Origin of the sequence: Paenibacillus sp. yr247 (genome assembly GCF_900103825.1) — a bacterium.
GTDB lineage: Bacteria > Bacillota > Bacilli > Paenibacillales > NBRC-103111 > Paenibacillus_E.
In genome coordinates this window covers 112,283-137,590 of the sequence record NZ_FNIF01000002.1, presented here as the reverse complement: position 1 = coordinate 137,590, position 25,308 = coordinate 112,283, and the positions used below count along the sequence as shown (strand labels likewise).

At 43.4% G+C, this 25,308-nt stretch carries 24 protein-coding genes; 13 read left to right on the top strand and 11 right to left on the bottom strand.

The genetic code is table 11. The annotated features are described in order from the left end of the window. Positions 1–50 precede the first annotated feature (50 nt). A complete protein-coding gene (gene pnpS / locus BLT91_RS05270) occupies positions 51–1,847 on the top strand; it encodes a two-component system histidine kinase PnpS (RefSeq protein ID WP_090817686.1) in 1,797 nt (598 codons plus the stop codon). A 96-nt stretch (positions 1,848–1,943) separates the two neighbouring features. Next, a complete protein-coding gene (locus BLT91_RS05265; RefSeq protein WP_090817682.1) occupies positions 1,944–2,660 on the top strand; it encodes a response regulator transcription factor in 717 nt (238 codons plus the stop codon). Between the two features lie 242 nt (positions 2,661–2,902). On the opposite strand, the gene BLT91_RS05260 is transcribed toward BLT91_RS05265, so the two are convergent. After that, positions 2,903–3,460, bottom strand: a complete 558-nt coding sequence (locus BLT91_RS05260) for a class I SAM-dependent methyltransferase (protein WP_090817679.1) — start codon at positions 3,458–3,460, stop codon at positions 2,903–2,905. A gap of 6 nt (positions 3,461–3,466) precedes the next feature. Continuing rightward, entirely contained in the window at positions 3,467–3,631 is a 165-nt protein-coding gene (locus BLT91_RS05255) for a MerR family transcriptional regulator (protein ID WP_090817676.1), read from the bottom strand. 147 nt (positions 3,632–3,778) lie between these two features. On the opposite strand from BLT91_RS05255, the gene BLT91_RS05250 reads away from it, so the two are divergent. Continuing rightward, positions 3,779–4,861: a Gfo/Idh/MocA family protein gene (locus tag BLT91_RS05250; protein WP_090817673.1), complete on the top strand. Its 1,083-nt coding sequence runs from the start codon at positions 3,779–3,781 to the stop codon at positions 4,859–4,861. A gap of 87 nt (positions 4,862–4,948) precedes the next feature. Here BLT91_RS05250 and BLT91_RS05245 read toward each other — a convergent pair whose 3' ends face one another. Further along, positions 4,949–5,818, bottom strand: a complete 870-nt coding sequence (locus BLT91_RS05245) for a helix-turn-helix domain-containing protein (protein ID WP_090817669.1) — start codon at positions 5,816–5,818, stop codon at positions 4,949–4,951. A 169-nt stretch (positions 5,819–5,987) separates the two neighbouring features. Between BLT91_RS05245 and BLT91_RS05240 the strand changes: the two genes are divergently transcribed. Then, complete coding sequence (locus tag BLT91_RS05240; protein ID WP_254776799.1) at positions 5,988–6,827, top strand: phytanoyl-CoA dioxygenase family protein; 840 nt, start codon at positions 5,988–5,990, stop codon at positions 6,825–6,827. 35 nt (positions 6,828–6,862) lie between these two features. Here the strand turns inward: BLT91_RS05240 and BLT91_RS05235 are convergent, their stop codons facing one another. Further along, on the bottom strand, positions 6,863–7,726 hold the full coding sequence (locus BLT91_RS05235) for an AraC family transcriptional regulator (RefSeq protein ID WP_090817666.1): 864 nt from the start codon (positions 7,724–7,726) through the stop codon (positions 6,863–6,865). A 142-nt stretch (positions 7,727–7,868) separates the two neighbouring features. On the opposite strand from BLT91_RS05235, the gene BLT91_RS05230 reads away from it, so the two are divergent. The 3 genes from BLT91_RS05230 (at position 7,869) to BLT91_RS05220 (ending at position 11,045) form a co-directional block, all read left to right on the top strand. Beyond that, positions 7,869–8,642, top strand: a complete 774-nt coding sequence (locus BLT91_RS05230) for a phytanoyl-CoA dioxygenase family protein (RefSeq protein WP_090817663.1) — start codon at positions 7,869–7,871, stop codon at positions 8,640–8,642. Positions 8,643–9,195: 553 nt separating this feature from the next. Then, entirely contained in the window at positions 9,196–10,227 is a 1,032-nt protein-coding gene (locus BLT91_RS05225; RefSeq protein WP_175532102.1) for a hypothetical protein, read from the top strand. Next, positions 10,224–11,045: a hypothetical protein gene (locus BLT91_RS05220; protein ID WP_090817657.1), complete on the top strand. Its 822-nt coding sequence runs from the start codon at positions 10,224–10,226 to the stop codon at positions 11,043–11,045. The genes BLT91_RS05225 and BLT91_RS05220 overlap by 4 nt, the downstream gene beginning before the upstream one ends. 237 nt (positions 11,046–11,282) lie before the next feature. Here the strand turns inward: BLT91_RS05220 and BLT91_RS05215 are convergent, their stop codons facing one another. Next, complete coding sequence (locus BLT91_RS05215) at positions 11,283–11,831, bottom strand: hypothetical protein (protein WP_090817654.1); 549 nt, start codon at positions 11,829–11,831, stop codon at positions 11,283–11,285. 309 nt (positions 11,832–12,140) lie between these two features. On the opposite strand from BLT91_RS05215, the gene BLT91_RS05210 reads away from it, so the two are divergent. Then, on the top strand, positions 12,141–12,419 hold the full coding sequence (locus BLT91_RS05210; RefSeq protein ID WP_090817651.1) for a hypothetical protein: 279 nt from the start codon (positions 12,141–12,143) through the stop codon (positions 12,417–12,419). 168 nt (positions 12,420–12,587) lie between these two features. Beyond that, a complete protein-coding gene (locus BLT91_RS05205) occupies positions 12,588–14,345 on the top strand; it encodes a glycoside hydrolase family 2 protein (protein WP_090817648.1) in 1,758 nt (585 codons plus the stop codon). A gap of 52 nt (positions 14,346–14,397) precedes the next feature. On the opposite strand, the gene BLT91_RS05200 is transcribed toward BLT91_RS05205, so the two are convergent. The 5 genes from BLT91_RS05200 to BLT91_RS05180 all read right to left on the bottom strand — a co-directional run bounded on the left by BLT91_RS05200 (position 14,398) and on the right by BLT91_RS05180 (position 22,031). Next, positions 14,398–15,273 (bottom strand): carbohydrate ABC transporter permease, encoded by an 876-nt coding sequence (locus BLT91_RS05200; protein WP_090817645.1) that lies wholly within the window; start codon positions 15,271–15,273, stop codon positions 14,398–14,400. A gap of 16 nt (positions 15,274–15,289) precedes the next feature. After that, positions 15,290–16,219: an ABC transporter permease gene (locus tag BLT91_RS05195; protein ID WP_090817642.1), complete on the bottom strand. Its 930-nt coding sequence runs from the start codon at positions 16,217–16,219 to the stop codon at positions 15,290–15,292. A 69-nt stretch (positions 16,220–16,288) separates the two neighbouring features. Next, the gene (locus BLT91_RS05190) at positions 16,289–17,941 is read right to left on the bottom strand and encodes an extracellular solute-binding protein (protein WP_090817639.1); all 1,653 of its coding nucleotides are present in this window, start codon (positions 17,939–17,941) and stop codon (positions 16,289–16,291) included. Positions 17,942–18,283: 342 nt separating this feature from the next. After that, positions 18,284–20,653 (bottom strand): helix-turn-helix domain-containing protein, encoded by a 2,370-nt coding sequence (locus tag BLT91_RS05185; RefSeq protein WP_090817636.1) that lies wholly within the window; start codon positions 20,651–20,653, stop codon positions 18,284–18,286. A gap of 112 nt (positions 20,654–20,765) precedes the next feature. Beyond that, entirely contained in the window at positions 20,766–22,031 is a 1,266-nt protein-coding gene (locus BLT91_RS05180; RefSeq protein WP_090817633.1) for an MFS transporter, read from the bottom strand. A gap of 154 nt (positions 22,032–22,185) precedes the next feature. Between BLT91_RS05180 and BLT91_RS05175 the strand changes: the two genes are divergently transcribed. From BLT91_RS05175 to BLT91_RS05165, 3 genes are all read left to right on the top strand, one after another. Further along, positions 22,186–22,419, top strand: coding sequence for a cold-inducible protein YdjO-related protein (locus tag BLT91_RS05175; RefSeq protein WP_090817630.1), 234 nt, complete (start codon positions 22,186–22,188; stop codon positions 22,417–22,419). A gap of 118 nt (positions 22,420–22,537) precedes the next feature. Beyond that, entirely contained in the window at positions 22,538–22,996 is a 459-nt protein-coding gene (locus BLT91_RS05170; protein ID WP_090817628.1) for a DUF2663 family protein, read from the top strand. 26 nt (positions 22,997–23,022) lie between these two features. Further along, positions 23,023–23,643: a carbohydrate-binding family 9-like protein gene (locus BLT91_RS05165; RefSeq protein WP_175532100.1), complete on the top strand. Its 621-nt coding sequence runs from the start codon at positions 23,023–23,025 to the stop codon at positions 23,641–23,643. 124 nt (positions 23,644–23,767) lie between these two features. Here the strand turns inward: BLT91_RS05165 and BLT91_RS05160 are convergent, their stop codons facing one another. After that, on the bottom strand, positions 23,768–24,967 hold the full coding sequence (locus BLT91_RS05160) for an ornithine--oxo-acid transaminase (RefSeq protein WP_090817622.1): 1,200 nt from the start codon (positions 24,965–24,967) through the stop codon (positions 23,768–23,770). A gap of 178 nt (positions 24,968–25,145) precedes the next feature. On the opposite strand from BLT91_RS05160, the gene BLT91_RS31300 reads away from it, so the two are divergent. Continuing rightward, positions 25,146–25,289, top strand: a complete 144-nt coding sequence (locus BLT91_RS31300) for a hypothetical protein (RefSeq protein ID WP_175532099.1) — start codon at positions 25,146–25,148, stop codon at positions 25,287–25,289. The last annotated feature ends 19 nt before the right edge of the window (positions 25,290–25,308 follow it).

Sequence of the window (25,308 nt, the reverse complement as noted above, 5' to 3'; positions counted from 1 at the left end):
TGTTTTCATAAAATATGGACAGACTTGATCTATCGGAGGCTAGATATCAGATGACCAAATTCCGTGCCAAACTCACTTTTATTTTGATTTTATTGATTGGATGTTCGATGCTGATCGCCGGCATTTTTATGGCTAAGGTGCTTGAGGATTCTCACGTACAGTCTTTGCAAGATAACATGGAACGCGAGCTTCAAGTGATAATGGCAACTGGTGATTGGAACCGAAAGGGTACTGATGCCGAACTGATTTCCTACTATTCCGGACAAGCCAAACTGCTTAAAGAAGCAACAAATGAAAGATTGACCTATGTTCGTGCAGACGGAAAAGTGTTAGGTGACTCAGATCAAAATCCAGAGCAGATGGACAATCACATGAATCGACCGGAAATTGCAGCGGCAGCAGTAAATGGAGTTGGCTATAGTACTCGATACAGCGATACCCTCATGGAAAACATGCTGTATGCAGCAATTCCGGTAAAAAACGATGCCCAGGTAACAACAGGGTTTTTACGTATTTCCATGAGCCTGGAGCAGGTGGGGAAGTCGATCCGCAGCTTATGGTATTTTCTCATTTTAGGGTTAATCGTCTTGTTCTTGATTGCAGGTGTCGTTAGCTACCGAATTGCAAAAGGGATCACCCGTCCCATTGAAAAAATGACCAAAGTAGCTGGGCAGATTACGAATATGAACTATGGATCTCGCGTTCCGGCTTATAGCAATGATGAGGTTGGACAGCTGGGCCAGGCGATCAATCGGATGTCTGAGAGCTTGCAGCAGCAGATGACACGGATTCGGGAAAATGAACGCAGACTTCAAGGCGTTATGGAAAATATGATGAGCGGTATCATGATGATTGACCGAGAAGAACGGATTATGTTATTAAATCCTTCAGCGGAATATATTTTGGGCTTCTCCTCACAAGAACTGCTGGGAAAGAGATATAATGAAGCCAAGCAGCAGTATGAATTTACGAAGCTGATTCAAGAATGTATAGAGACGCGAGAGCCGATTCGTGATGAGATGATTTTTTATTACCCGGCGGAACGCATTCTGGATATTCATTTAAGCCCAATCGCCCAAGAAGATGAAGAATGGTCCGGTGTTCTAATCGTGATTCACGATATCACGGCTGTACGTAGACTCGAGCGGATGCGCAGTGAGTTCGTGGCGAATGTATCACATGAATTAAAGACACCTATTGCAGCCGTGAAGGGATTTGCTGAAACGCTGCTTGCAGGAGCACTTAACGATAAGGAAACGGCCGTATCGTTCTTACAAATCATTTTTGATGAGAGTGAGCGGTTGAATCGGTTGATTGGGGATATTCTGGAGTTATCCAAAATTGAATCGAAGCGGATTCCGATGAATTTCTCGCCAATCTATTTGCCTGAATTTCTGGAAAGATCTTTCAGCGTATTAAAAAAAGAAGCGGAGAAGAAGCATATTGAGCTGTGTATGCAGCTCGATGACGATATGTATATCGAGGCGGATGAAGATCGGTTACGGCAAATTATCATCAATCTGCTTTCCAATGGTATTGCATACACGCAAGATGGCGGTAAGGTCAAGGTACGTGTAGAACCGCTTGATAAGAATGCGGATGGTGACTATGAGCGGCTGCGTTTGATCGTATCCGATACGGGGATGGGGATTCCTAAGAAGGATTTACCTCGTATCTTTGAGAGATTCTATCGTGTAGACAAAGCGCGCTCTAGAAGCTCAGGCGGAACGGGACTAGGATTATCCATTGTGAAGCATTTAGTTGAGCTGCATAAAGGAACGATTCGCGTCGATAGTGAGGTCGGAATAGGGACAAAATTCACGATCGAATTACCTGTCATACACTAATTTACATGGGGTTGATGAAGCATTTACATTGTCTTTATAATGCTGTGGTAATATAAGGTTGTGCAATGTTAATAAACTGTAAATGCGGGGGATCCCATGGCACAAAAAATATTAGTTATCGAAGACGAGCCGACTTTAGCTCGATTACTCTCTTACAATCTTTCCCAGGAAGGGTATAATACGAAGGTTGTCGATCATGGTGGAGATGGGCTTCAAGAGGCGCTGCAGCAGTCTTATGACTTAATTATACTGGATATTATGCTGCCAGGACTGAACGGATTCGAAGTATTGGCGAAGCTAAGACAAAAAGGAAACAGCACCCCTGTTATTATATTAACAGCACGTAATGCAGAGGATGAAGTTGTTCAAGGTCTTAAGCATGGTGCTGATGATTATATAACAAAGCCTTTTGGGGTGGCAGAATTACTTGCCCGAGTCTCAGCTGTTCTGCGCAGAACACAATCGGATGATGCGATAGCCGACAAACTAAAATCCAATGAGAAAGTGATTCAGGCTGGTGAATTGTTCATTTATCCAGAGAAATATGAAGTTGTTCTGAATGGGGAATCTATTCCCTTAAGACCAAAGGAGTTTGAGGTCCTGCTTTATCTCGTACAGCGCCCAGGCGTTGTTGTGACAAGAGACGACCTCATGAATATTGTTTGGGGCTTCGACTACATTGGAGGTCAGAGAACCGTAGATGTACATGTGAGCTCGCTTCGTAAGAAGCTGGAAATGAATCAGCAATCGGTTCAGATTGATTCCATCCGTGGAGTTGGGTACAAACTGGTAGCGAATATCGTCAAAAAATAATGAGCCTAGGGTGCTGGTTAAACAGCGGCCCAGGCTCATTTTTGCGCGTAAACAACGTAGATGCTGTCCCCAATTTGTTCCGATGTAACATGACTTGTATGTGTATGTAACCACGCCATTAAATGTGTATATGTCATGTAGAGTTCGACCTGCTCATGCATCATAGGCAGCTTAGTGGCCTCAGATGAGATGAGGTTGGTTAGAAATAAGTCTTTCTTGGGGTAGATTGCCGAGCTTGAGTTCTATGTTTGCCTATATTTGGCTGCGCATAGCTTGAGCATTTGTTTCGATTGGTCGATGGCGGACATGATCATCCCCATTTGCTGGAGCTTACCAGCCAAGTTGCCGGTACCTGTTACTACATCCAGGCCTTTTCGGTTATGAATCGGGGAAACAAGCTGGGTGATTTTAGCTAAAGCGGCTTGATAACTTGTATGTACAGGAAGGCTGCTCTTGTCAGTCTGTTGCTCGTTATCTGCGATATCTACAAAAGAGGGAGCGGCCTGAAGCAGCATATCAAACTGTGAAGCCTTCCTATCGAAATCCCAATGGTCGCGCCAGCTTAACCGAAGGTCACGCAGCTCTTTGCTTTGCTTAGCCAATTCATAGAGCAGTTCAGTTGGCAGTCGATCACTCCCTTGCGCGGCAAGGATCATCTGGTCCATGGTTCCGATCATTTGCTTCATCTCTGTCCACTGTTGGAACAGCATGGAACGCTGCATCTGAAGGGCGTTTAGGACTTCGTCCTGAGCATTTAAATCGGTTTGGGTTAATGTTAGCCGAATATCTTCAAGTGTCATTCCGACTTACCTTAAAGAGATAATGGTTTGTAATCTCCACGCATCTTGCTCGCTGTAAGTTCGATAACCATTCTCCTTCTGTTTGGTTGGAGTCAGCAGTCCTTTTTGCTCATAGAATCGAATGGCTCTGGCTGTGACGCCAAGCTTGTTGGAAATTTCATTAATTAGCATCTATTAACCTCCATCATGGCACAATTGCATACAATTTTCGCCAGAATCAGAAATTTTATTTTTGTTGGTTTTTGTTATACTCTTATATAGTACTAGCTATGAGCAGATGTGAGAAGCATAATGGATATATATCTAAGGAGGATCATCATGTCCAAAACGTATCGAATTGCAATTATCGGCTGTGGAGGCATTGCCAATGGCAAGCACATGCCAAGTTTGAACAAATTAAAGAATGTAGAAATGGTTGCTTTCTGTGATATTGTTTCTGAAAAGGCACAAGAAGCTGCTACGAAGTATGGTAAAGACGAAGCCCGTGTTTACGAAGATTACCGTGAGGTCCTGAAAGACGAAACCATTGATATCGTCCATGTCTGTACGCCAAACGACTCGCATGCGGAAATTACGATTGCTGCACTAGAAGCAGGCAAGCATGTCATGTCGGAGAAGCCGATGGCCAAAACAGCTGCAGATGCACGCCGTATGGTGGAAGCAGCTAAACGCACGGGTAAGAAGCTGACCGTTGGTTACAACAATCGCTTCCGCAGCGATAGTCAGCATTTGCACCAATTATGTTCGGAAGGTGAGCTGGGTGAGATTTATTTCGCTAAAGCTCATGCAATTCGTCGCCGCGCAGTACCTACTTGGGGCGTATTCCTTGATGAAGAGAAGCAAGGCGGAGGCCCGTTGATCGATATCGGTACGCATGCACTGGATTTAACCATGTGGATGATGAATAATTATGAACCGAAAGTCGTTCTTGGTACTTCATATCATAAATTATCCCAACGTGAAAATGCAGCAAATGCTTGGGGACCTTGGGATCCTTCCAAGTTCACGGTTGAGGATTCCGCTTTCGGTATGATTACAATGAAAAATGGTGCTACCATTATTCTAGAATCGAGCTGGGCGCTGAACACACTTGAAGTGGATGAAGCGAAATGTACGCTTAGTGGAACAGAGGGCGGCGCGGACATGAAAGGCGGTCTTCGCATTAACGGCGAGAAGCACAGCCGCTTATTCACGACCGAAGTTGAACTGAATGCTGGCGGCGTTGCCTTCTATGACGGTGAGACAGAAAGTGCACCGGATTTAGAAATGCGCTTATGGATTCAAGCCATTGAGAATGATACAGATCCTATTGTAACACCGGAGCAAGCTTGTGTGGTGTCCGAAATTTTAGAAGCGATCTATGAATCAGCGAAAACAGGAAAAGCCGTGTATTTCGACTAGTTTAGACTATTTCCTAGGAAATGAGAAATCCCCGTTCTTCGAGATTTTTATCGGAGGAAGGGGATTTTTTTAGTTTTTTAGTGGTTATCAAATGCACTTGGTTGCCTTTCGATATTCCCCAGGTGTGCAGCCTGTTCTTTTCTTGAATGTTTTGGAAAAATGATGCAAATCTGCAAAACCGCAATAGAGCGTAATGGACTCTTGACTAAGATCTGTGTTTGTAAGCAGCTCCTTGGCATGATTAACCCGCATGTTGATCAAATACTGGTGTGGGGATAGGCCGTATCGCTGTTTAAACATAATGCTAAATCTAGAAATAGACAAGTTGGCTCGATTGGCCATACTTTCTAAGGAAATGGGCTCACTCAGATGATGTGAAAAGTAAGAAATAATCCAGTCAAACGTATGTGTTGGTGTTTGTGTCCCTTGGTAATATGTTTCTAGTAACGAAATAATGATTTCTGTAACTAAATGTTGGGTTTTTAGCTGTATGAGCGGATCCTGCAGCTCGGCCTGCTCGATGACTTGAAAGAGTGTTTCTTTCAATTTTAACGGGTTAGAGGGCCTAACATGCACCGGCATTTGAATTCCATAGATATCGTTGATTGTTGGCTGCAGCAGATTCAAGTAAGCTGATAAATCAATCTGACCGGGACGGGTGGGGAAACTGTTTTCGCGTTCGGCGTTATAATATAAATCAAAATGAATATAGGGCGTAATGGTATTCGTCAGCCCTTCCAATGACAGCAAACTTCCTGGTTGTACAAGGCAGAATTGACCCGCTTGAAACATATACTTCTGATGATCTACACTGAAACAGCAAGTACCTTCTTGAATATAAACGAAGAGGTAATCAAGCAACCTGCGTTCTGGATAAGTCCACGGCTTGCGAACGGCGAACTCGCTTTGCCTTACGAAAGGAACAATCGGATGTAGTTTCAATAATTCGGTGAGCATGCAGAATCCTTTCTGACTGCAATAGTTCTTTCTTATCTCTTATTGTAGTGCTTAATTGTACATCTAATCCAGTTGTTTTTGACAATAATAAAACCTTGTTTGACAAAGATTTCGTACTAGCTGACTACTATAATAAAGCTATAAATATACAATAAGAGGTGATCCGAGGATGAGCATGCAAGAAACAAGTAATATCAATGAGTTACCCTCTTTGGAAGACAACTATGAGCTGACTGCGCAGCAGAAAGAAAGCTATCAGAAAAAAGGACATATTGTTCTTAGACAGGTGGCAAGCAGGGAAGAAGTCTCTTCCTACGAGCCCGTCATTAGTCACTTGGTGAAGGAATTAAATAAACAGGATAAGCCACTTGAGCAGCGAGATACGTATGGTAAAGCGTTTATCCAAATCTCAAATTTGTGGGAGAAAAGTGAAGCAGTCCGCCGATTCGTGTTAGCTAAACGGTTTGCCAAAATTGCCGCTGATTTAATGGGGGTGGATGGCGTAAGAATCTATCATGATCAAGCCCTATTTAAAGAACCTTATGGAGGTCATACGCCTTGGCATCAAGATCAAATCTATTGGCCGCTAAACACGGATAAAACGATCACGATGTGGATGCCGCTAGTACCCATTTCGCAAGAGGTGGGATCTATGACCTTTGCATCGGAGTCGCATCTTATCGGTTATATTAATAAAATGGTCATTTCCGACGAATCCCACCGTACGCTTGCCGGCTACATTGAAGGCAAAGGCTTCGAAACGATGTCGCACGGCGCTATGGAGGCGGGGGATGCAACGTTCCACGCGGGGTGGACCTTGCACAGCGCGCCTGGTAATCCTACAGAAAAGATGCGTAAAGTAATGACTGTAATCTATTATGCAGACGGAATTCGTATAGCGGAGCCGGACAGTAAGGCGCGCGAGAACGATTTGAAAGCGTGGTTCCCCGGTGCTCATCCAGGCGATCTGGCAGCTACCGCGCTGAATCCGTTGGTATACAGCCGTTAAGCACGCTAAATAAAAGATGGCTTCCCCCTCTACCTTCAATTCTGTTCCTGCTTGCGGAACTTACCTGGAGGTAATTTTTTTTCTTCCATAAATGTACGAGAAAAGTAATGAACGGAAGAAAAGCCCGTGACTTCCGCAATTTCTTTAATCGAAAGCACACTTGTCAGCAGCAGGTGGGCTGCTTGGCGTATGCGTTCACCTCGGATGAAATCTGTGTAGGTTTCATGAATACCCTCTGAAAACAAGCGAGAAAGATGGCGCTCAGAAACATTGAGATATCCAGCAACATGTCCAAGATGTAGGGGCTGGGATAAGTTATCGCGGATATAAAGCTTGGCTCGCTGAAGCAGCATATTCGTATTTTTACGATGAACGAACGGTTTACGATTGTCTTTTCCGAATAAGGTGAGAAAGGAAACTAGCAGAGCGTAGGCAAGTGAAGGAATTGCAGCAGCTGGCAAGCTGCCATGTCCCTCTCGAATCAAGAGTGACTTCCACAAGAGGGCAGTTGGGTGATGATCCGCATCATACATGCAAACCTCGGCATGCTCTGCTAGATCGCTAAAGGCTTCACGCATCGTATCTTCGCTTTGTGTTTCATCCAATTCAAAAGCTACAAAAACAATAAATAGACCATTTTTCGTTCGGATTTGATGAGTAATACCCGGTCTTGAACAAAAGTGTGTACCTGCCCTTAGGGGATAAATAACGCCTTCTTCTGTATATTCACCCTCACCGCCAATGATATAACAAACCTCAAAGAAAGAATGCTTATGGGGCTGATTGTCGAATAAGCAAGGGTCAACTCCCCAATATTGAATTTTAAAGCATGCTGCTGGTCCAAGAATAACCGTTACGACTTCATTCAACATGGAATTTGTATCTTTACACAGGTACATCCATCATCATCCTTAATGTATAAAATGTCCTTATTCTGCAAAAAGCTGTCCTTTGGAGAAAAAGACAGAACGCTATTCTTTTCCCTATAATTATAGATAAGAAAGCAATTTAATATCAACCACAAAGATGGAGGAATGGTCTGTGATCTCACAAAAGGATGTAGAATTTTATAAAGAAAATGGATATTTACTCGTTAAGGGTGTTTTCAATCAGCAGGAAGTGGGGGAGATGAGACAAGCCGTAGAGGAGATTATTACACGTGCAGCCCAATCGAAAGCTGACCATAATGCACAATGGCAAGGAGACTTCCTCCCCGCAGAGGAGCTGAAAAAGCTTGTCTTAAAAGGCTTTCATGATGTGCATTATCACGATGCATCTTTTATGCGAGCAGTAATTCATCCGAATATGGCTGCTGTGCTTACCCAGATTATTGGACCTAACGTGCAGCTGCATCATTCCAAAATGCTTGTGAAGCCGCCAGAGAACGGCGCAGCGTTCCCGATGCACCAGGATTACCCTTATTTCCCTCATGAGCGGCACACGATGCTGGCTGCAAGTGTGCATTTGGATAACGCTGATGAAGAAAATGGCTGCCTGCGCGTCATCCCAGGCTCACATAACATCGGTAATTTGCCGCACGTAGGCTCTTATTACTTGAATCATAAGGAATATCCGATCAAAGAGGGGACGCCGTGTGTTGCTGAAGCCGGCGATGTGCTGTTCTTTAATTACCTGACGATTCATGGCTCAGAATCCAATCGCAGTTCAAGAACGAGAAGGAATGTGTTGTTCCAGTACCGTGATCCAAGTGATTTTCCGACCGAAAAAACGCATTTCGACTGGGGCATGGGTCTGATGGTAGCTGGGAAGAACCCAAATTTCACAAAGGTGAAGCCGGATTTCAAAATAATCTAGGAAGAAGAGAAGGCATCCTAGGGTGCCTCTTTTTTTTCGCGTTTCTTAGTTAACGCTGTTCAGGAAGTAAAATGGCAAGCAATTCAGGCAATGTGGCTATCTCATAGCTGATACTTGTATTGCAAAGCATTCAGAACCTCGAAAGTTGTTTCATAAACCAAGGGACGTTCTCTTCGTTCGCGAGCAAATCGCTGGGCAAGAATTTCAGCTAATCGAGGATCATCGATGCCCAATTTGAGCAAACCTTGTGTCCATGCGTTCTTCTGATATAGAGCTGTTCTAGCTCCAGGAAGGATGGATGCTCTCGAGCATCAAAGCGTCCCCAGAGTGCTTCCAATTGAGTAACCTCAATCATTTTCGCAAATTCATAACAGGACATTGTCGTAAATAATTGCTCAGATGATTCGCGTACTGCGCTTTCAAGTGCAGCAGGATTCACATTGGCGGATTCGGACGCTAAAGGAAGTCAACAGAGAGCCTACTTTCTATCCAGTCATATTCAATCATCCAGTATATGTATTATAATACGGATATAAAGACAAATTTCAGGGAGATGATCGGTTTGTCAATGCAGCTGCCAACGACGTTAACGAGAAAGAATATCGGTAATTTTAAGCACTCTATCACGATGTTGATGGGGATGTGGCTTATCGTAGGCTTGTTTATCGACGGGTTTGCACATAACCACGGTGCGGTGGAAACCTTTTTTACACCCTGGCATGCAATCTTGTATTCGGGGTATTTGGCATGTGCCGTATGGATATTTATTTTGACCTATCAGAACAAATCTAGGGCTAATCATCAGGCATCTTGGGCAGAGGCGATTCCGACTGGTTATAAGTTTGGGGTAGCCGGGGTAATTGTTTTTTTCATTGGCGGTCTTGGTGATATGTACTGGCATACTGTACTTGGAATCGAGAAGAATATTGCTGCACTCTTGAGCCCAACGCATCTGATTTTATTGACGGGGGCACTTATGATTCTGACCAGTCCGTACCGCGCGATGAGTCACTCTGAGAATGAGGCAGCACCATCGTTTCGTCAATTGTTACCTGCTTTGACCTCGGTGGCATTAACCTTTGCTGTTATGGCCTTTTTCCTCATGTACGCTTGGTCATTCCGCCAAAATTTGTGGATGGCAAGGGAAGATGATGCGGTCGCAAGAGCCGTCGTGGATTTTATGGTTACAACGATGCTTCTCGTTTTGCCCATTATGCTAGTATTAAGAAGATGGAAGCTTCCGTTTGGTACTGTGACTTATTTCTTTGTCTTTGAAGCGGTATTGATGGCTGTTCTTGATGGGTTTTCCCATTACGGCTCTATTGTGATTCTATTGATTAGCGGGATTGTCGGGGATATATTGTTCCGATCGATCAAAAACAAGGAATCCTGCGTTTGGCAGTATCGGGTTGTCTTCTTCCTTTTACCTGTTTTAATCTGGGGCTTATATTTTGCGGATATGAGCATGCATCAAACATTGGATTGGGCACCTGAACTTTGGGGAGGAACTATGTTTATCTGTGGGTTATGTTCTATGGGTTTAAGTATTCTAACGACACCGATTACGCACAGAAGAATCCAATGAGGCTTTCGGTTTCTGTTCTTATTGGTATTATTTCAATCCTGCTAACTGCTTGTGGTAAGCAAGCCCCTATACATAATATGATGGGGATGCCTATGAAGGCTGTCTCTCCATCAGATCATGTTCATAGCAATGATGCGATAGCTCATTTTTCAGTCGCGTCGACCAACTATATGCCTAATGAAGATGCTGCGGTCACGATACTCATTCAAGATAAATGGAATAATCCCATTGATAAATTCGATATCATGCATGAGAAAATGATGCATTTGATCATCGTCAGTAAGGATCTTTCCTATTTTGACCATCTACATCCGGAATATGTCGGTGAGGGACGATTTGAAATCAAGACAAAGTTCCCGGCAGGAGGCTACTACCAGCTTATCGCTGATTTTACCCCGCAAGGAATGGGGGAGACAGTGCAAACGCACTGGGTAACGATTAACGGTCAGGAGAAAAAGAAAGAAACGCTTCAACCGGATCCTTATCTTACAAAAAGAGTAGGTGACAAAGAAGTAACCCTTTCCTTCGACCACTTGATGGCAGGAATGGGCTTAGACATGATCTTCACCATTAAAAGTGCAGAAACGAAAATGCCTATAACCGATTTACAACCTTATTTGGGCAGTCTGGGCCATGTGATTGCCATAAGCGAAGACGCCAAAGAATACGTACATGTCCACCCCAATGACACGAAAGATTCGGGCCCTAAAGCAGCTTTCACCATCAATTTCCCCAAAAGCGGCATCTACAAAATCTGGGGTCAGTTTCAACATCAGAATGAAGTGTTCATCGTACCATTTACCATAAAAGTGCCATAAAGGAAGTTAACTGTCATAATGTTATAAAATTTGTAATCAAAAAGAAATGTGTTATTCATCTAGGCTTAATGAAAGAGGCTTATAATAGAACTCGACCCCCTTTAAAATATATATACCTTAAGACCCGCAGCCCGTTGCTGTGGGTCTCTTTTTTTAACCTATTTGCCTTCTTCCGCAAATGAAAATAAACGGACAGGTCGAATGTTAACATTCGCCTGTCCTTATGAGAAAGCTCTTTTATTTTTTCACTACTTCACCGAGAACGAACTTGTCATTCACTTTTTTCGTCGTATACGTTACGCCATCTTTGGTAGTGAATTTGACTTGATCCTTCGTATTAGCTGCATCGAAAGTGATTTCTTCTTTTTTTGTGCTGAGCAGGTCAGTTGGGAAGAACGATGTGGTATTCGTTACAATGGCCCCATCTGCCTTTTGTTCAGTCAAGTAATGTGCAGCTAACTTGTCTGCCATTGCTGTATCGAAATAGCTGGAAAGGAATTTCACTGCTTTTTCTTTGCTGTCTGCAGCGACTGGGTTAAGAATCAACTTTCCATCTTTGGATTTAGCTTCTCCGAATAAGAAACCTACCTTCTCTTGAGCGATTCTAGCCCCGATATAGCCTTTCATATTGACAGCATCTTGGCTCTCTGCAGTTGCTTGCGGAGCAGCGGTTGCGCTAGTTGTTGGAGCTGGGCTTGAAGACGTCTTTGGTGCGGAGGAGCATGCTGCTCCGGAAACCATCATAGTAAGCAGAAGAACTCCTGCTGCTGTTTTTTTCAATGTCATAATTGTACACCTCTTCATCTTACGATGTATTTTTTTGTAAAAATATACATATTATATATGAACTTTATTGCAAGAGTAAAATATATCTTATTTTTTTGATGAATGCAATGACTTCAAGGAATGTTCACATTCCTAACGGTTAGAAAACGCAGTCACAGATAGCGCTTTTAGATATTATTACCAAATAGCCAATCGATAAACAAAGAGTTGTTAGCAAGCCTCGGGTAATTCGTGTAATAAAGGAGGGAAAATAAAATTCGGACAACTATGCTACAATAGTCATAAACAACAAATAGGAGATGACCTTAAATGACTGAGCAATTAAACGAACAAGAGCTTTTACAATTCATCGTAGAGAAAACGAAGGCAGATCCCAAGCAAATTCAGCTGGTATTGCAGGTTGAGAAAGCTTTTATTAACAAAGCAGAAGAAAATGCCAAAGGGGAAGTTGATATCGACAGTGATGAACTAATCGATCATATTTTGAGCAGACCCGATGTGAAATTGACGGAGCTTGCGGTGGATACGATTCTTGAAGCAGAGATGGACTATTTAATGAAAAATGGGTTCGCCGGATACATCGATTAATCAAAAAGATAAGCAGAGCACCTCTGAGAAGAGGTGCTTTTGTGTTACTTTAAAGTTAATCAAATAACACATATTGACATTTTTTAGGCTCGGAATGATAATAGTCTTAGTTATATTCATCTAATTTAATTAACTTTAAAATTAATCTTATGGAGGTGGCATTTACTTATGATCAACCAACCGCGAGCAGAGTACCCAAGGCCACAATTTGTGCGAGACAGCTGGATGAACCTGAATGGCGAATGGGAATTTGAATTTGATGATGATCGAGTGGGCAATAAAGAGAAATGGCATTTAGGGAGTAAGGCGTTATCCAAGACTATCCAAGTGCCATTCGCGTTTCAAAGTAAATTGAGCGGCATTGGCAGCAATGAATTTCATGATGTTGTGTGGTACCGCAGAGATTTAACCTTACCGGACTCTTTCCAAAATAAGCGGATTTTGCTTCACTTTGGAGCGGTGGATTACGAAGCCTCGGTTTGGGTGAATGGGGTTCTTGTTGCGAAGCACGAAGGCGGGCATACCCCTTTTCATGCGGACATCACGGATGCCCTTCAGGATGGAACGAACAAGCTGGTTGTTCAAGCCGTAGATTATAGCAAAGATGTAACTCTGCCAAGAGGCAAGCAATACTGGCATGCCGATTCGGCAAGTATTTTCTATACAAGAACGACAGGTATCTGGCAAACCGTATGGATAGAAGCGGTTTCTCCTGACGCCTACTTAGATAAAGTGAAAATTACGCCGGATATCGATGCGAAACAAGTGGAATTCCAATTCTTTATTCAAGGTGCCGAGGCACAGGACAAGCAACTGCTGAAGGTAGAGATTTCATTTAAGGGAAAACTCGTTTCGGAAGATACGTATTCGATTCGGAGTGGGTCCGGAGCGAGAAAAATTGGTTTGAAGGATTTCAACGATCATGGCCTAGGCGCTTGGTGGACGCCGGAACATCCAAATTTATACGATGTCACGTTCAAGCTGATCAATGATAATCAAGTTGTAGACGAGGTTACGAGTTATTTTGGCATGCGTAAAGTATCGATCGAGGATGGCAAATTATGTTTAAACAACCGCCCTTATTTTTTGAAAATGGTTCTGGATCAAGGCTATTTCCCCGACGGAAATTTGACGCCGCCAAGTGATGACGCGATCAAACAAGACGTCGAACTAACGAAGGCGATGGGCTTTAACGGCGCGCGAAAGCATCAGAAGCTGGAGGATCCAAGATTCCTGTATTGGTGCGATAAGCTTGGTTTGGTTATCTGGAGTGAGGCTGCTAATGCTTACGAGTACACGGAGAAATATGTTGGACGATTTACGAAGGAGTGGATAGCATCCATAGAGCGCGATTATAACCATCCTTCGATTATTGCCTGGGTTCCCCTTAATGAGAGCTGGGGAGTTCCCAATATCCAAATTGATAACCTGCAGCAGCAGCATGCATTAACCATGTATCATTTGACCAAATCGCTCGATCCGATGCGTCCAGTTGTGTCTAATGATGGTTGGGAGCTAGTGAAAACGGATCTGTTCACCATTCATGATTATGAGTGGCGTGAAGAAGTGCTGAAAGAGCGTTACAGCGCAAGCGATAAGGCTGTTCTAGCGATGCCGGCAAACCGCCGCTTATTTGTTGAAGGATTCCCGTATGAAGGCCAACCGATTCTTGTTACAGAATTTGGCGGTATTGCTTACAAGAAGAGCGAATGGGAAGGCTGGGGGTATTCCGGGGCGGATAATGACGAAGATTATGAGCAAAAGCTGCGGGCCGTGATGCGTCCACTACTGAATTCAGGTGTTGTACAAGGTTACTGTTACACGCAATTAACTGATGTTGAGCAGGAAATTAACGGCTTACTCACTTATGATAGAAAGCCGAAAATTCCAGTTGAAATGATCAAAGCGATTAATGATCGTAAATAGCTTTTCTTATAGAAATCGCCGTCACCTCGGAAGAGGCGAACGGCGATTTGTTTTAACCTTTGACAGCGCCAATCATGACGCCTTTAACAAAGTATTTTTGCACGAAAGGATATAGGACCAGGATGGGCACTGAAGCTACCATAATGGTTGCATATTTAATCGTTTCCCCAATCTGAAATTGCTCTGCAGCATTAGCGCCTGATGACATGGAATCGGTGTTATTCGCAATTAATATTTCCCGTAAGGTGAGCTGGAGCGGGTAGAGTTCACGATCCTTCAGGAAGATGGATGCATAGAACCAGCCATTCCATTTCTCAACGGCATAGTACAAAATCATCACGGCAATGACGGGCATGGAAAGCGGGATGATGATACGAAAAAGAATCACAAAATGATTGGCCCCATCCATTTTCGCTGATTCCTCTAGGCTTTCTGGAACCGCCATGAATGCTGTACGCATGATAATCAGATTAAATGTGTTAACGGCAAAAGGGAAAATGGTCGCCCAAAGCGAGTCGATTAAACCAACGCCCTTAACAACGAGATAGAGCGGAATAAGTCCACCGCTGAAAAACATCGTTAATACAACAATGAAAATGAATACACGGTTCCACATGACATTTTTACGAGAGAGCACATACGCGCCCAATGCAGTTACAGTTAGGTTAATCGTGACACCAAAAAAGAGGATGAACAGCGTATTTCGGTACCCGTTTAGAATCGCAGGATTATGAAAAACGCTTTTGTAAGCTTCAATGCTGAAGCCTAGTGGCTTAAACAAAAAACCTTTGTGAGTAATCAATTGGCCAGCGTCGCTGATGGAAGCGAAGGTGACATAGAGAAGTGGATACAAGGTAACGACAACAAGCAAAAGCAATAAAACGTGGATGACCGTGACAAAGATTTTGTCTGAATAGTTAGTTCTCACTTCAGTACCTCCTTTCTCACCATAAGCTGTTTTGACTTATTTTTTTACTTATTTTGTTTGCTAAAATGAGTAGGGCTAGATTAATGACCGAATTGAATAAACCAACGGCTGAGCTGTAGCTCCAACCGAATTCAATCAACCCTTTTCGATATACGAAGGAGGAAATGACATCAGCCGTGTCGTAGGTGCTGGGGTTATAGAGCAAAATAATTTTCTCAAAGCCAACGTTCAATAAATTCCCCATACGCAGAATGAACATGATCGCAATGGTAGGGAGAATACCCGGCAAGGTAACATGCCATATTTGTTTTATTCGGCTGGCCCCGTCTATTTTCGCTGCTTCGTACTGCTCTTGATCAATGCCCATGAGTGCGGCTAGATAAATAATGGATTCCCATCCTATCTTTTGCCATATTTCAGATAAGATATAGATTGTTCGGAACAATTCCGGTTTTTGCAGCATAGCCGTATCATTGGCGCCAAAGTAAGTCAGAAAGTTATTAATTAAACCGCCATTATTCGTAAAATCTTTGATCATACCGGCAATAACGATCAGTGAAATAAAATACGGCATGTATGTGACCGTCTGAACGAAGCGTTGGAACCTCTTATTCGTAAGCTCATTAATGAGAACCGCCAAAATAATGGGAGCCGGGAACTCAAAGCATAGGGAGTAGAGGGATATAATGACCGTATTCTTGAGAATTCGCCAGAAATAATAGCTGCTGAAGAAATCATTGAAATGTTGGAAGCCAACCCACGCACTACCCAGAATGCCTTTATTAGGAGTATACTCTTTGAACGCAATCAAGGCTCCATACATCGGCGCATAATGGAAAGTAAAGTAGTAAGCCAGAACGGGAACCATCATCAGGTATAAATATTTATTCAGCAGAAAATCGCGCTTGAAGCGAGTTTGGAAGGTAGCTTCCCCGGCTTTACGCATGATATCTCTCCTTTCACCGTGGGATTTAGTAAAGTGGGGAGGGCCGCTGCCCTTCCCCTGGCTTGTTTTCTATCTTTTGTTATAACGATCTAAGGATGCCTTTTTAATTTCAAGAGCACGACTTAGCTTAACGGATTTGAATTTCTCCATGTATTTATCAAAGCTATCGACTGGCTCTGTGCCTAAAATGATTTTTAGAGTCATTTCATCAACAAGGGTATTGAGGTCTGTCATGATTTTGGCAAGCTCTGTGCTTTCTTCCGGTGTAGCCGTAATTGGCGGCAGTTTATGTTTATCAACATCTGTTTTTTGCCAAGTGGTAAGGGCATCCCGTTGTGTTTGCATAGCGAGATATTGCTCAATATACCGTTTATCTTGTACGAACGGTCCATTATAGTTGCCACGGATATAAAGTGACATGGCTTGTGCCGGAGCTAATTTATCCGGATTTTTCATGAGCAAATCCGTGTATTTCGGGTAGTTGTTCTCTAATTTATAAGCAGTGCCCTCGGTTCCGAAATTGAAGTACATATGACCTTCTTCGGAGTAACCATAGTCAAGAAGCTTTGTTGCGGTTTCAATATTTTTGGAAGAAGCTGTGATAGCGACGGAACCACCAGGAGCATTAGCTGGATCTTTTTGGCCATACATAGGAACGTCGCCTTTTTTAAGTACCGGATATGGAGCTCCTATGAGGACACCCTTAGGATCTTTAGCCGATATAAGCGGCTGCCATTTACCGATACCGCCCCCTGCGTTTCCTACGGTAACGCCTGTTGCTCCGGAAGCCATGTTGGCGTCTAAGGCTTTACCATCCGCCGTTGCAAAGTTTTTATCAATCAGACCTTCTTCATACCATTTGTGGAAGGTGGCCAGGAAGTCTTTATAGCCCTTTTCAGCGGGACCAAACTTGATCGTTCCATTATCCGTGTAGAAATCACGCGTCACGCCAAAAGCGCCTGCGAAAGCGCCATTTGCCAGTTCTTGGAAAGGTCTAGGAACACTTACCACTGAGAAAGCAGCTGTTGCTCCTTTTTTCTCCTTGAACGCTTTGAGCGTCGTATACCACTCATCAATGGTTTGTGGAACAGGCAGACCAAGATCATCGAGCCAATCCTTCCGGACGATGGGACCTTGGAAAACACGCAGAACATCATCGCCACGGATGAAAGGGAAGGCATAATAGCTGCCGTTATCGGTTTTTACTTGTTTATCGATTTCCGGATGCTCTTTGAGAAATTTCTTCAAATTCGGTGCAAATTTATCAATCGTATCATTCAATTTTAGAATGTATCCATCTTTGATCGCCTTCTCAGGTCCGCCAGGGAACTGACCCTGCCAATCAAACTCAATCATATCGGGCAGATCTCCTGACGCTAACAGGACGTTCAGAGTTTGTGCGGCTTGATTCGTAGGAGGAGCGCTGAACTTTAGATTAACACCCGTTTTCTTCTGCCAGTCTTGGAAGAAGGGTACATCCGCATGAGCTGCTTTAACACCCACTAGGTTGCCAGTAATTTCTCCCCAATAAGTTAACGTTTTGTCCACTTTAAGCGGGTAAGTAACAGCTGCTGCACTAGGAGCAGCCGTTCCCCCGGTAGTTGCTTTAGGACTAGCGCTATTACTTGCGGTTGGGGTATTCGATGTACATGCGACAGTTAAGCTCCCCATCAATGTTGTTGCAACCAGAACGGCGAACATTTTCTTTCTGTTTTTTTGCATGGTTGACCTCCTAAGAGTTTTTCGCCAGAAAAACTGGCATCGAAAGCGTTACTGAGTTTTTCGCCAGAAAAACTGGCATCGAAAGCGTTACTGAGTTTTTCGCCGGAAAAACTGGCTATGATTGTGCGAGTAGAGGTGCCATATGTCTTTTTTCACTATATGATAACGCTTACAATTTAACCATCTGCAAATTATCCAATTGCTTCTCGAATTCTGTGTGAATGCTCTACAAAATGTCCAATTGAATCAAGAAAATAGCCAATTTGAAGCATGAAACGGTTGATTTAAAGGGCAACCCTGCGGCTGCCCCAATTGTAGTGAGTCTATTTTCGAACGAAGTGATTATTTTTCAATGAGTTCCTTGTATTTCCCCGGTGTGATGCCCTCTACTTTTTTGAAAACACGGATGAAAGCATTGATATCATTGAAGCCTACCCCATAAGCAGCATCGCCAACGGATTGCTCCTGACGTCTTAGTAACTGCTTAGATTTGTCGATCCTGACCTTGTTAATTCGATCGAGTAACCCTTCTCCCACATAATCCTTGAATAGCTTTGACAGATAGGTGGCTTTGCGGTCAAAATGGCTGCCAATCATCGTAACATTCAAATTGGCATTTGTATAATTGTGTTCGATATAGGCCGAAACTTCCTCCACCAATTGATGAAGCGCCTTTTGCCTGGATTGAGATATTGTTTGCTGACGTTTAGCTGATGTGTATGCACAAACTTGAACCAGCATATCATTCAACTGCTGATGCATTTCTTGGACGGTCTTGCTAGATAGCAGGCGGTCGAGGAGTTTAGGATTACGAATGAAGAAGCTTTCCTGGATATCCCCGGTTTCGCTAATGCTTTTCATCATAGTCGTTACCAGATTCAGCATCAGGCATTTGGTTAGGGAGACAGAAATCTCACGACATTCAAAGTTTTTATGCATAATCTCGGTAAGGATACTCCGCGCCTCTTCAAGCTCACCCAATTTCACGGCATACATAAATTGCTGTTCAACCTGCATGGGATAATAATAGCCAGTCTTAGACTCGCAAACCACATTAACTTGCAAATCGTCATATGCGAGAATCTCACGCCCTCCCATAACCAGCTTATAAGCCATGGAATCTAAAGCTTCTAGGAAAGCCTGCGGGACATTGGTGATGTGCTCATGGATGCTGCTGATTGAAATTGTTAGGTGAATGTCGTAGGTGGAAGAGAGGAACGTTTGAGCTTCTTCTGCGATGCGAAGCAGCTCCTCTTTCGGACTAGGTCCATCGTCCATCGTCAAATTTACTAAACAAGCAAGCGTATCATCGATTTCTGCTACATAGCCCCTGTGCCTCTTGGATAATAGATCCTCTAAAACATTCATAATGATAAATTGAAGAAGTTTCCATTTATCCGCTTCTGGCATATGGTTAACACGATCAGTGAAGGTTTCACTCTTATCGACAACGAACAGCATGACGGCAAAATGCTGCCGATCTAGCTTCATCTCAAAGGTTGTTAAGGCTTCATCGATAGGAATTTGGCTGTCCAGCTTTCCTTTCAGGAGCTTTTCAATAAAGTGAGAGCGGACAATGTGCCGTTGCTGCTCCATTTTACTTTTGAAATCAGCAATTTCAATCAGCGTACTATCCACGGCTTCTTGAATGAAATGAAATTCATTGTAGCGTTGACCAGATTTAAAGGTCTGTTTTTTGGAAAATGCATGAACCAGGCGGCGAACGGGATTATAATTTCTTCGAAGAAAGACAATCGTCAGAATACCCCCGCCCAGCAAGCTGATCCCCATGCTTATATAAGTCAGATTACGGATATGAGCAGCCTTTTGCCAATAAATCGTACTGGGCATGATCGATACGTATTTTAATTTGGAACGAGGTGATTGAATATTGAAAACTTCATATTTCTCACCATCTGAACCGGAAAAATAGAAGTTTGGAGTGTTCTCTAATTTATTGTAAGGAAAATCAGTTGGAAGCGTATCTTTGGAATTGGAAGCTAAAATTTGATTCTCCTCATTGAGGATGAGTACGTGACCTTTGTTGAAAATCTCCATATTTTGAATGGCACCAAGAATACGTGACTGATCGACCATAATGACGTTGGTAGCTAGCGGCTGATTATGCTCAATGGGGTACGTACTGATGTAGGCTACTGTTTTCTGCAGAATGTTATCATCGCCAACCCGGTACATGGGAATAAAGCCTTTGAAATAGGTTCGAGTCATGATGTCCTGCCAGGCTGAGAAGGGGAAGGCATCGCTCATATGTAAGGTTTGATAGGCAAAGCTGCTTGATCGAACGGTAGTGGGAAGAACGACAGATTGATCTTTATACAAATAGACATAGAAAGAATCGATCAGTGGATAGGAGGTTTTGTAGATTGAGAGATTGCGTGCGATTTGAGAGACGTCATATCTATATTCATTAGGGAAAGCTTCATACTTGTTGGAATAAAGCAGCTCCTGCATATTCACATTCCAGGTGATCTCGAAGTTCAATTGTTCCATAGCTTTAAACTGGTTGTCCATCACTTCGCGTACTTGTTTCAATAAGGAATCATTCGCTTGCTGAATCTCTTCTTTCAGTGTTCTACTCGATTCCACATACAATAATAGGCCAATTGCCACAGGTAAAAGGAGAATGACGATATAGGAGATCATCCATGTTAAGACAATACTTTGTCCATTAAAGATGATTTTATTCTTCATTTTGGAAGTCCCCTCACAATTGATCTTCGATAATGAGCAGTATAATTGTATGCGCTCTCATTTATTGTATTTCCTTTCCATCGCCCAAGTCAACGATAGAAAGAACCATTTTTTATACGGATTCTTCAACGGGTTTGAACCGATTTTTTCCGAAAAAGGTATAGAATAAATAGGAGATTACTGTATACACTACAGCTGTGATGCAGAAAGCATACGCGTAACCGTAATAAGCGCCATAACGGAAAACAAGGCCTGTACTTACGGGAGATGCTAAGAACCAGCCTAAATTAAAAACAGCTTCTCCTGAACTGGATGCCAACCCGCGGAGGGAACGGTGGACGTAGCTCATTTTGATCGAGTTGTAGAAAGGATTCGCAGCGTTCATTAATGCTTGTCTGAACAAGTATCCACCCGAAGATAAATAAAAGTTAGCCGAAAAGGCCGTTAAGAGGAGGAATGGAATTGAACTTAACTGGAGGTAAACGACAGATTTAACTTCCCCATACCTTTTCACAATCATGGGTCCGATGAGAAAAGCTATCGCTGTAGCGCCTTGACCTAGTGCGACAACGATGCCAATTGCGGACTTCGAAGCGCCAAATCGATCTTCAAAATACACATTTAAATAGGGGACAATCATCCCCCCTCCCAATGATGACAGTAAGCCTAGTAAACAGAAAATACCAATGACTTGAAGGGATGGTTTGTGAACGCTCCACGTTTGCTTCCAGTTTAGAGAATTGCTGCGCGGCTGTATTTCTTGCTCACTTTTTTTGAATAAAGCTACAGGTATAAAGCCAAGTGCAGCGAAACTAACTCCGATCAATAGTGTAAAGCGCAAGCTTCGAATTTCGTCTAATCCGATAATGAATTGGAAAAAGTCACAGAGAACCCCACCCAGTGCAATACCTATTACGTTCGCAAGCATAACAAGCGCCATATTAAAGCTGAATAGATGAACGCGCTGCTGTGGGGTAGAATTGTTAGCCATAAAAGGCAGGATGGTTGCCGAAACTACAGCAAGTGCCATTCCGCCGAAGAAGGAAGAGATGAGCATGCCCTCTTTGGCTTCAATAAGGGAGCGTGCTGTCAATGCTCCAATAGTGAAAACGAGACCAAACGTAATGATGCGTTTAGGTCCGAATCGATCGTTCATGATGCCTGCGGGTATTAGAATAATAGCCGCGGCAAGTGACGTCATGCCTACGATACTGCCGACTGTCGTTTGCTCATAGCCTAAGCTTTTAACATATAGGTTATAGACGAGCCCAAACATGCCTAAACCTAAGTTCCATACAAAGTTAAACCAAAAGAACAGCATAATATTTCGGCTGTATCCATCAAATTGAGACTTCCATTCTCGAAGTAAGTTTGTCATGCCATATCCTGCCTTTGTATTCTGTGTCTAAATTGTAACTGCATTTTCAATTCTACCACTGGTAAATAGTTTTGAACACGGGAAAGACTTGATATTCGATCTGATCTGTATAATAATAAGTAGTCTAATCTACGAAACAGGGAGAACATACTGAATGTCTACATCAACGAGCACCGTGACAGAAGAACAAAAGCCAGAAGTCGAACAGATTGAAATTTGGAAATGTAAAGAGACAGATTGTAAAGCATGGGTTCGCAAAGAATTCGTTACGGAAGCTTTACCAACTTGTCCATTATGCAAAAATCCGATGGTACGCAGTTATAAACATGTGCCTGTGACGGCTAAAAAAGGAAATAAGAAGTTTCTGGTAGGGAAAAAACGTTTCTAGTTGAATTCAAAGACCCAAAGCATCTTCGGCCTAGGTTGAAGAGAGATGCTTTCGGTCTTTTTTTCTGGAAAGAATAGCTGCGAACAAGCATACACTGGCAGAGAGGGGGGAATTCCTTATGCCAAGAGAACCTTTGCCATGGCCTGATCTTAATTTAAGTGACGATACGATTAAATTGCTTTACAAACTTCGGGATAGGAAGCGGAAATGGGACAATATCAAATATACTCAGCCCTTTTTCGCGATTCTGACAAGTGGCTTGATTCTCTATTTCATTATCTCTTTCTATCGAAAGGTTTTATTGGTTTCAGGCGGCAATGCATTAGCCATTCTCGATTTGCTTATTTCAAACACGCTCCTATCGGGTTCGCTTCTGGCTTGTATTTCACTGTTCCTATTTACAAGAAATCGTGTGACTCGGATGGAAAAAGCGAAAACGAAATACGAAAATTTAAGAATGGAAACCATTGAGAAGCTGGACGCTTCCTGGTTGAGAGATGTAAAGTCCGAAGCGAGAGATCAAATTTCTACCTTTTTACATAACGAATATGATATTAATATTGTATATAAGAGTTAATTCTAAAGTGAGGAATGACAGCTGGGATGAGATATGTCTGTCGCTACATCGATGCAGAAGATGGATTTTTTGATTGGAAAGATTTTGAGGTCAATTATTTAAGGGATGTTGTAACGGGTGAGAAGCCGCGACTCAAGACTCGCTTTCGTGCTTGTTGGACAAGGGATTCCTTACATATCCGATTTGAATGCGAGGATGATCACGTCGTGGCGACAATGGCGCGTCGAGATGATCCTATTTATTTGGAAGATGTCGTAGAGATATTTGTGGATACAATCGGCAGCGGAACAGTCTATTACGAGTTCGAAGTGAGTCCGCGCAACGTCGTATTCGATGCTTTGATTTACAATAGCCTGGATGGGAATAAAGAGGTTGATGTATCATGGGATGCGAAGGGAATGTATACCGAGGTTTTCGATGAGGTAGACGGGTGGCGGATTTATAATCTGCGCATTCCTTTTGCAGATCTGGAGTTAGAGCAGGAGCGGATGCTGAAGCCTCATCATGGTGTCGAGTGGCGCTGGAATTTATATAGAATTGATGATGATCCAGAAGGAAATCGACATTATTGGGCTTGGTCACCTACCGGTAAAGTGGATTTCCATATGCCACAGCGATTTGGGACACTGGTTTTTGTAAAAGAATGAAAAAAGGCTCCAACTTTCCTTAGAAGAGTTGGAGCCTTTTTGTGAATTGGGCATACTCGGAAAGGAAGCTTGAGTGGTCGAAAAAGGCCGTCTCTACGTTGAAATCCGAGCAAAGTCGCCCTGCTTACGCGTCATTTAGCACGTCATATACTTGCTGCCAAGCCCAATCAAGTTCTTCCTTTGTGATCGTCAATGGAGGAGCCAAACGAATAATATGTTCGTGTGTCTCCTTACACAGTAAACCCTTCGATTTTAGCTCTTCACAGAAGGGGCGAGCTGGAACCTTAAGGTCAATACCAATGAACAGCCCGCGGCCGCGAATTTCCACGATCAACGGGGATTGAATTTCCTGTAACCGGTTGAGGAAATAAGCACCAAGTTCATCCGAGCGCTCTGCAAGCTTCTCAGTCTCGATGACCTCCAGTGCAGCAATTGCTACGGCGCAGCCGAGTGGATTACCCCCAAACGTCGAGCCGTGGGAGCCAGGCTCGAACACCTCAAGAATCTCACGATCACCGGCGACCGCTGAGATCGGGAACACCCCGCCGCCGAGCGCTTTGCCCATGATGTACAGGTTCGGCGTGACACCTTCCCAATCGCTGGCGAAACGACGACCCGTTCGGCCGAATCCGGTTTGGATCTCGTCCGCAACGAACAACACGTTATTCGCCTGGCATAGCTCATAACACTCCCGCAAGTAATGGTCTTGCGGGATGCGGATGCCGGCCTCGCCTTGAATCGGCTCGAACAAGAATGCGCAGGTGTTCGGTCCGATGGCTTCGCGCAGTGCCACCACATCCCCGTAAGGAATGATGCGGAAGCCCGGCGTGAAGGGCCCAAATCCGCGTTTATATTCCGGTGAAGATGAGAACGAAGTGATCGTTAACGTCCTTCCGTGGAAATTCCCTTCGCAGACGATAATTTCTGCCTTGTCGGCCTCGATGCCCTTCACTTCGTAGCCCCAACGACGAACTGCCTTGATCGCGGTTTCGACCGCTTCAGCTCCCGTGTTCATCGGTAGAATCATCGGCTTACCTGTGTAAGTCGCTAATTTTTCATAGAACGCCCCGAGCGTCTCGCTGTGGAATGCTCTGGATGTCAGCGTCACCTTCTCCGCTTGCTCATGCAGCGCTCTTATAATGTGGGGGTGACGATGTCCCTGATTTAAAGCCGAGTAAGCGCTTAGCATATCCATAAAACGGTTGCCTTCCGGGTCCTCAACCCAAACGCCTTCTGCTTTGGATATCACAATGGGCAGCGGGTGGTAATTATGTGCCCCGTATTTTTCCGTTTTTTCAATAATCATAGAACTCTTTGTATCCATAATTATTCCTCCCTGGAGTAAATGCGTATCCGTTATGACATTCTCAATGACAGTTTAATTTTCTCATATAGCTAGCATGTAATCCATTGTATTCTTCAGTTCACGACCTTGCTGTACCTAGTTCAATCATCTTGTGCTAATCCTTAGTTGCAGGAAGTTGGTTCTTCCTATTATAGAGGTGAAACATGAGGGAAAAAGACTGGAAATTTTCAAAATAGGAAATATTAATGAAAGTGAATATACTGATTATATCGCTGTCATTGAGAAATTGGTGGCTGAACTTGAAGGCGATACGAAACATGCGATCCGCCTTCATTTATAATGCTGAAAAAATAAATTTA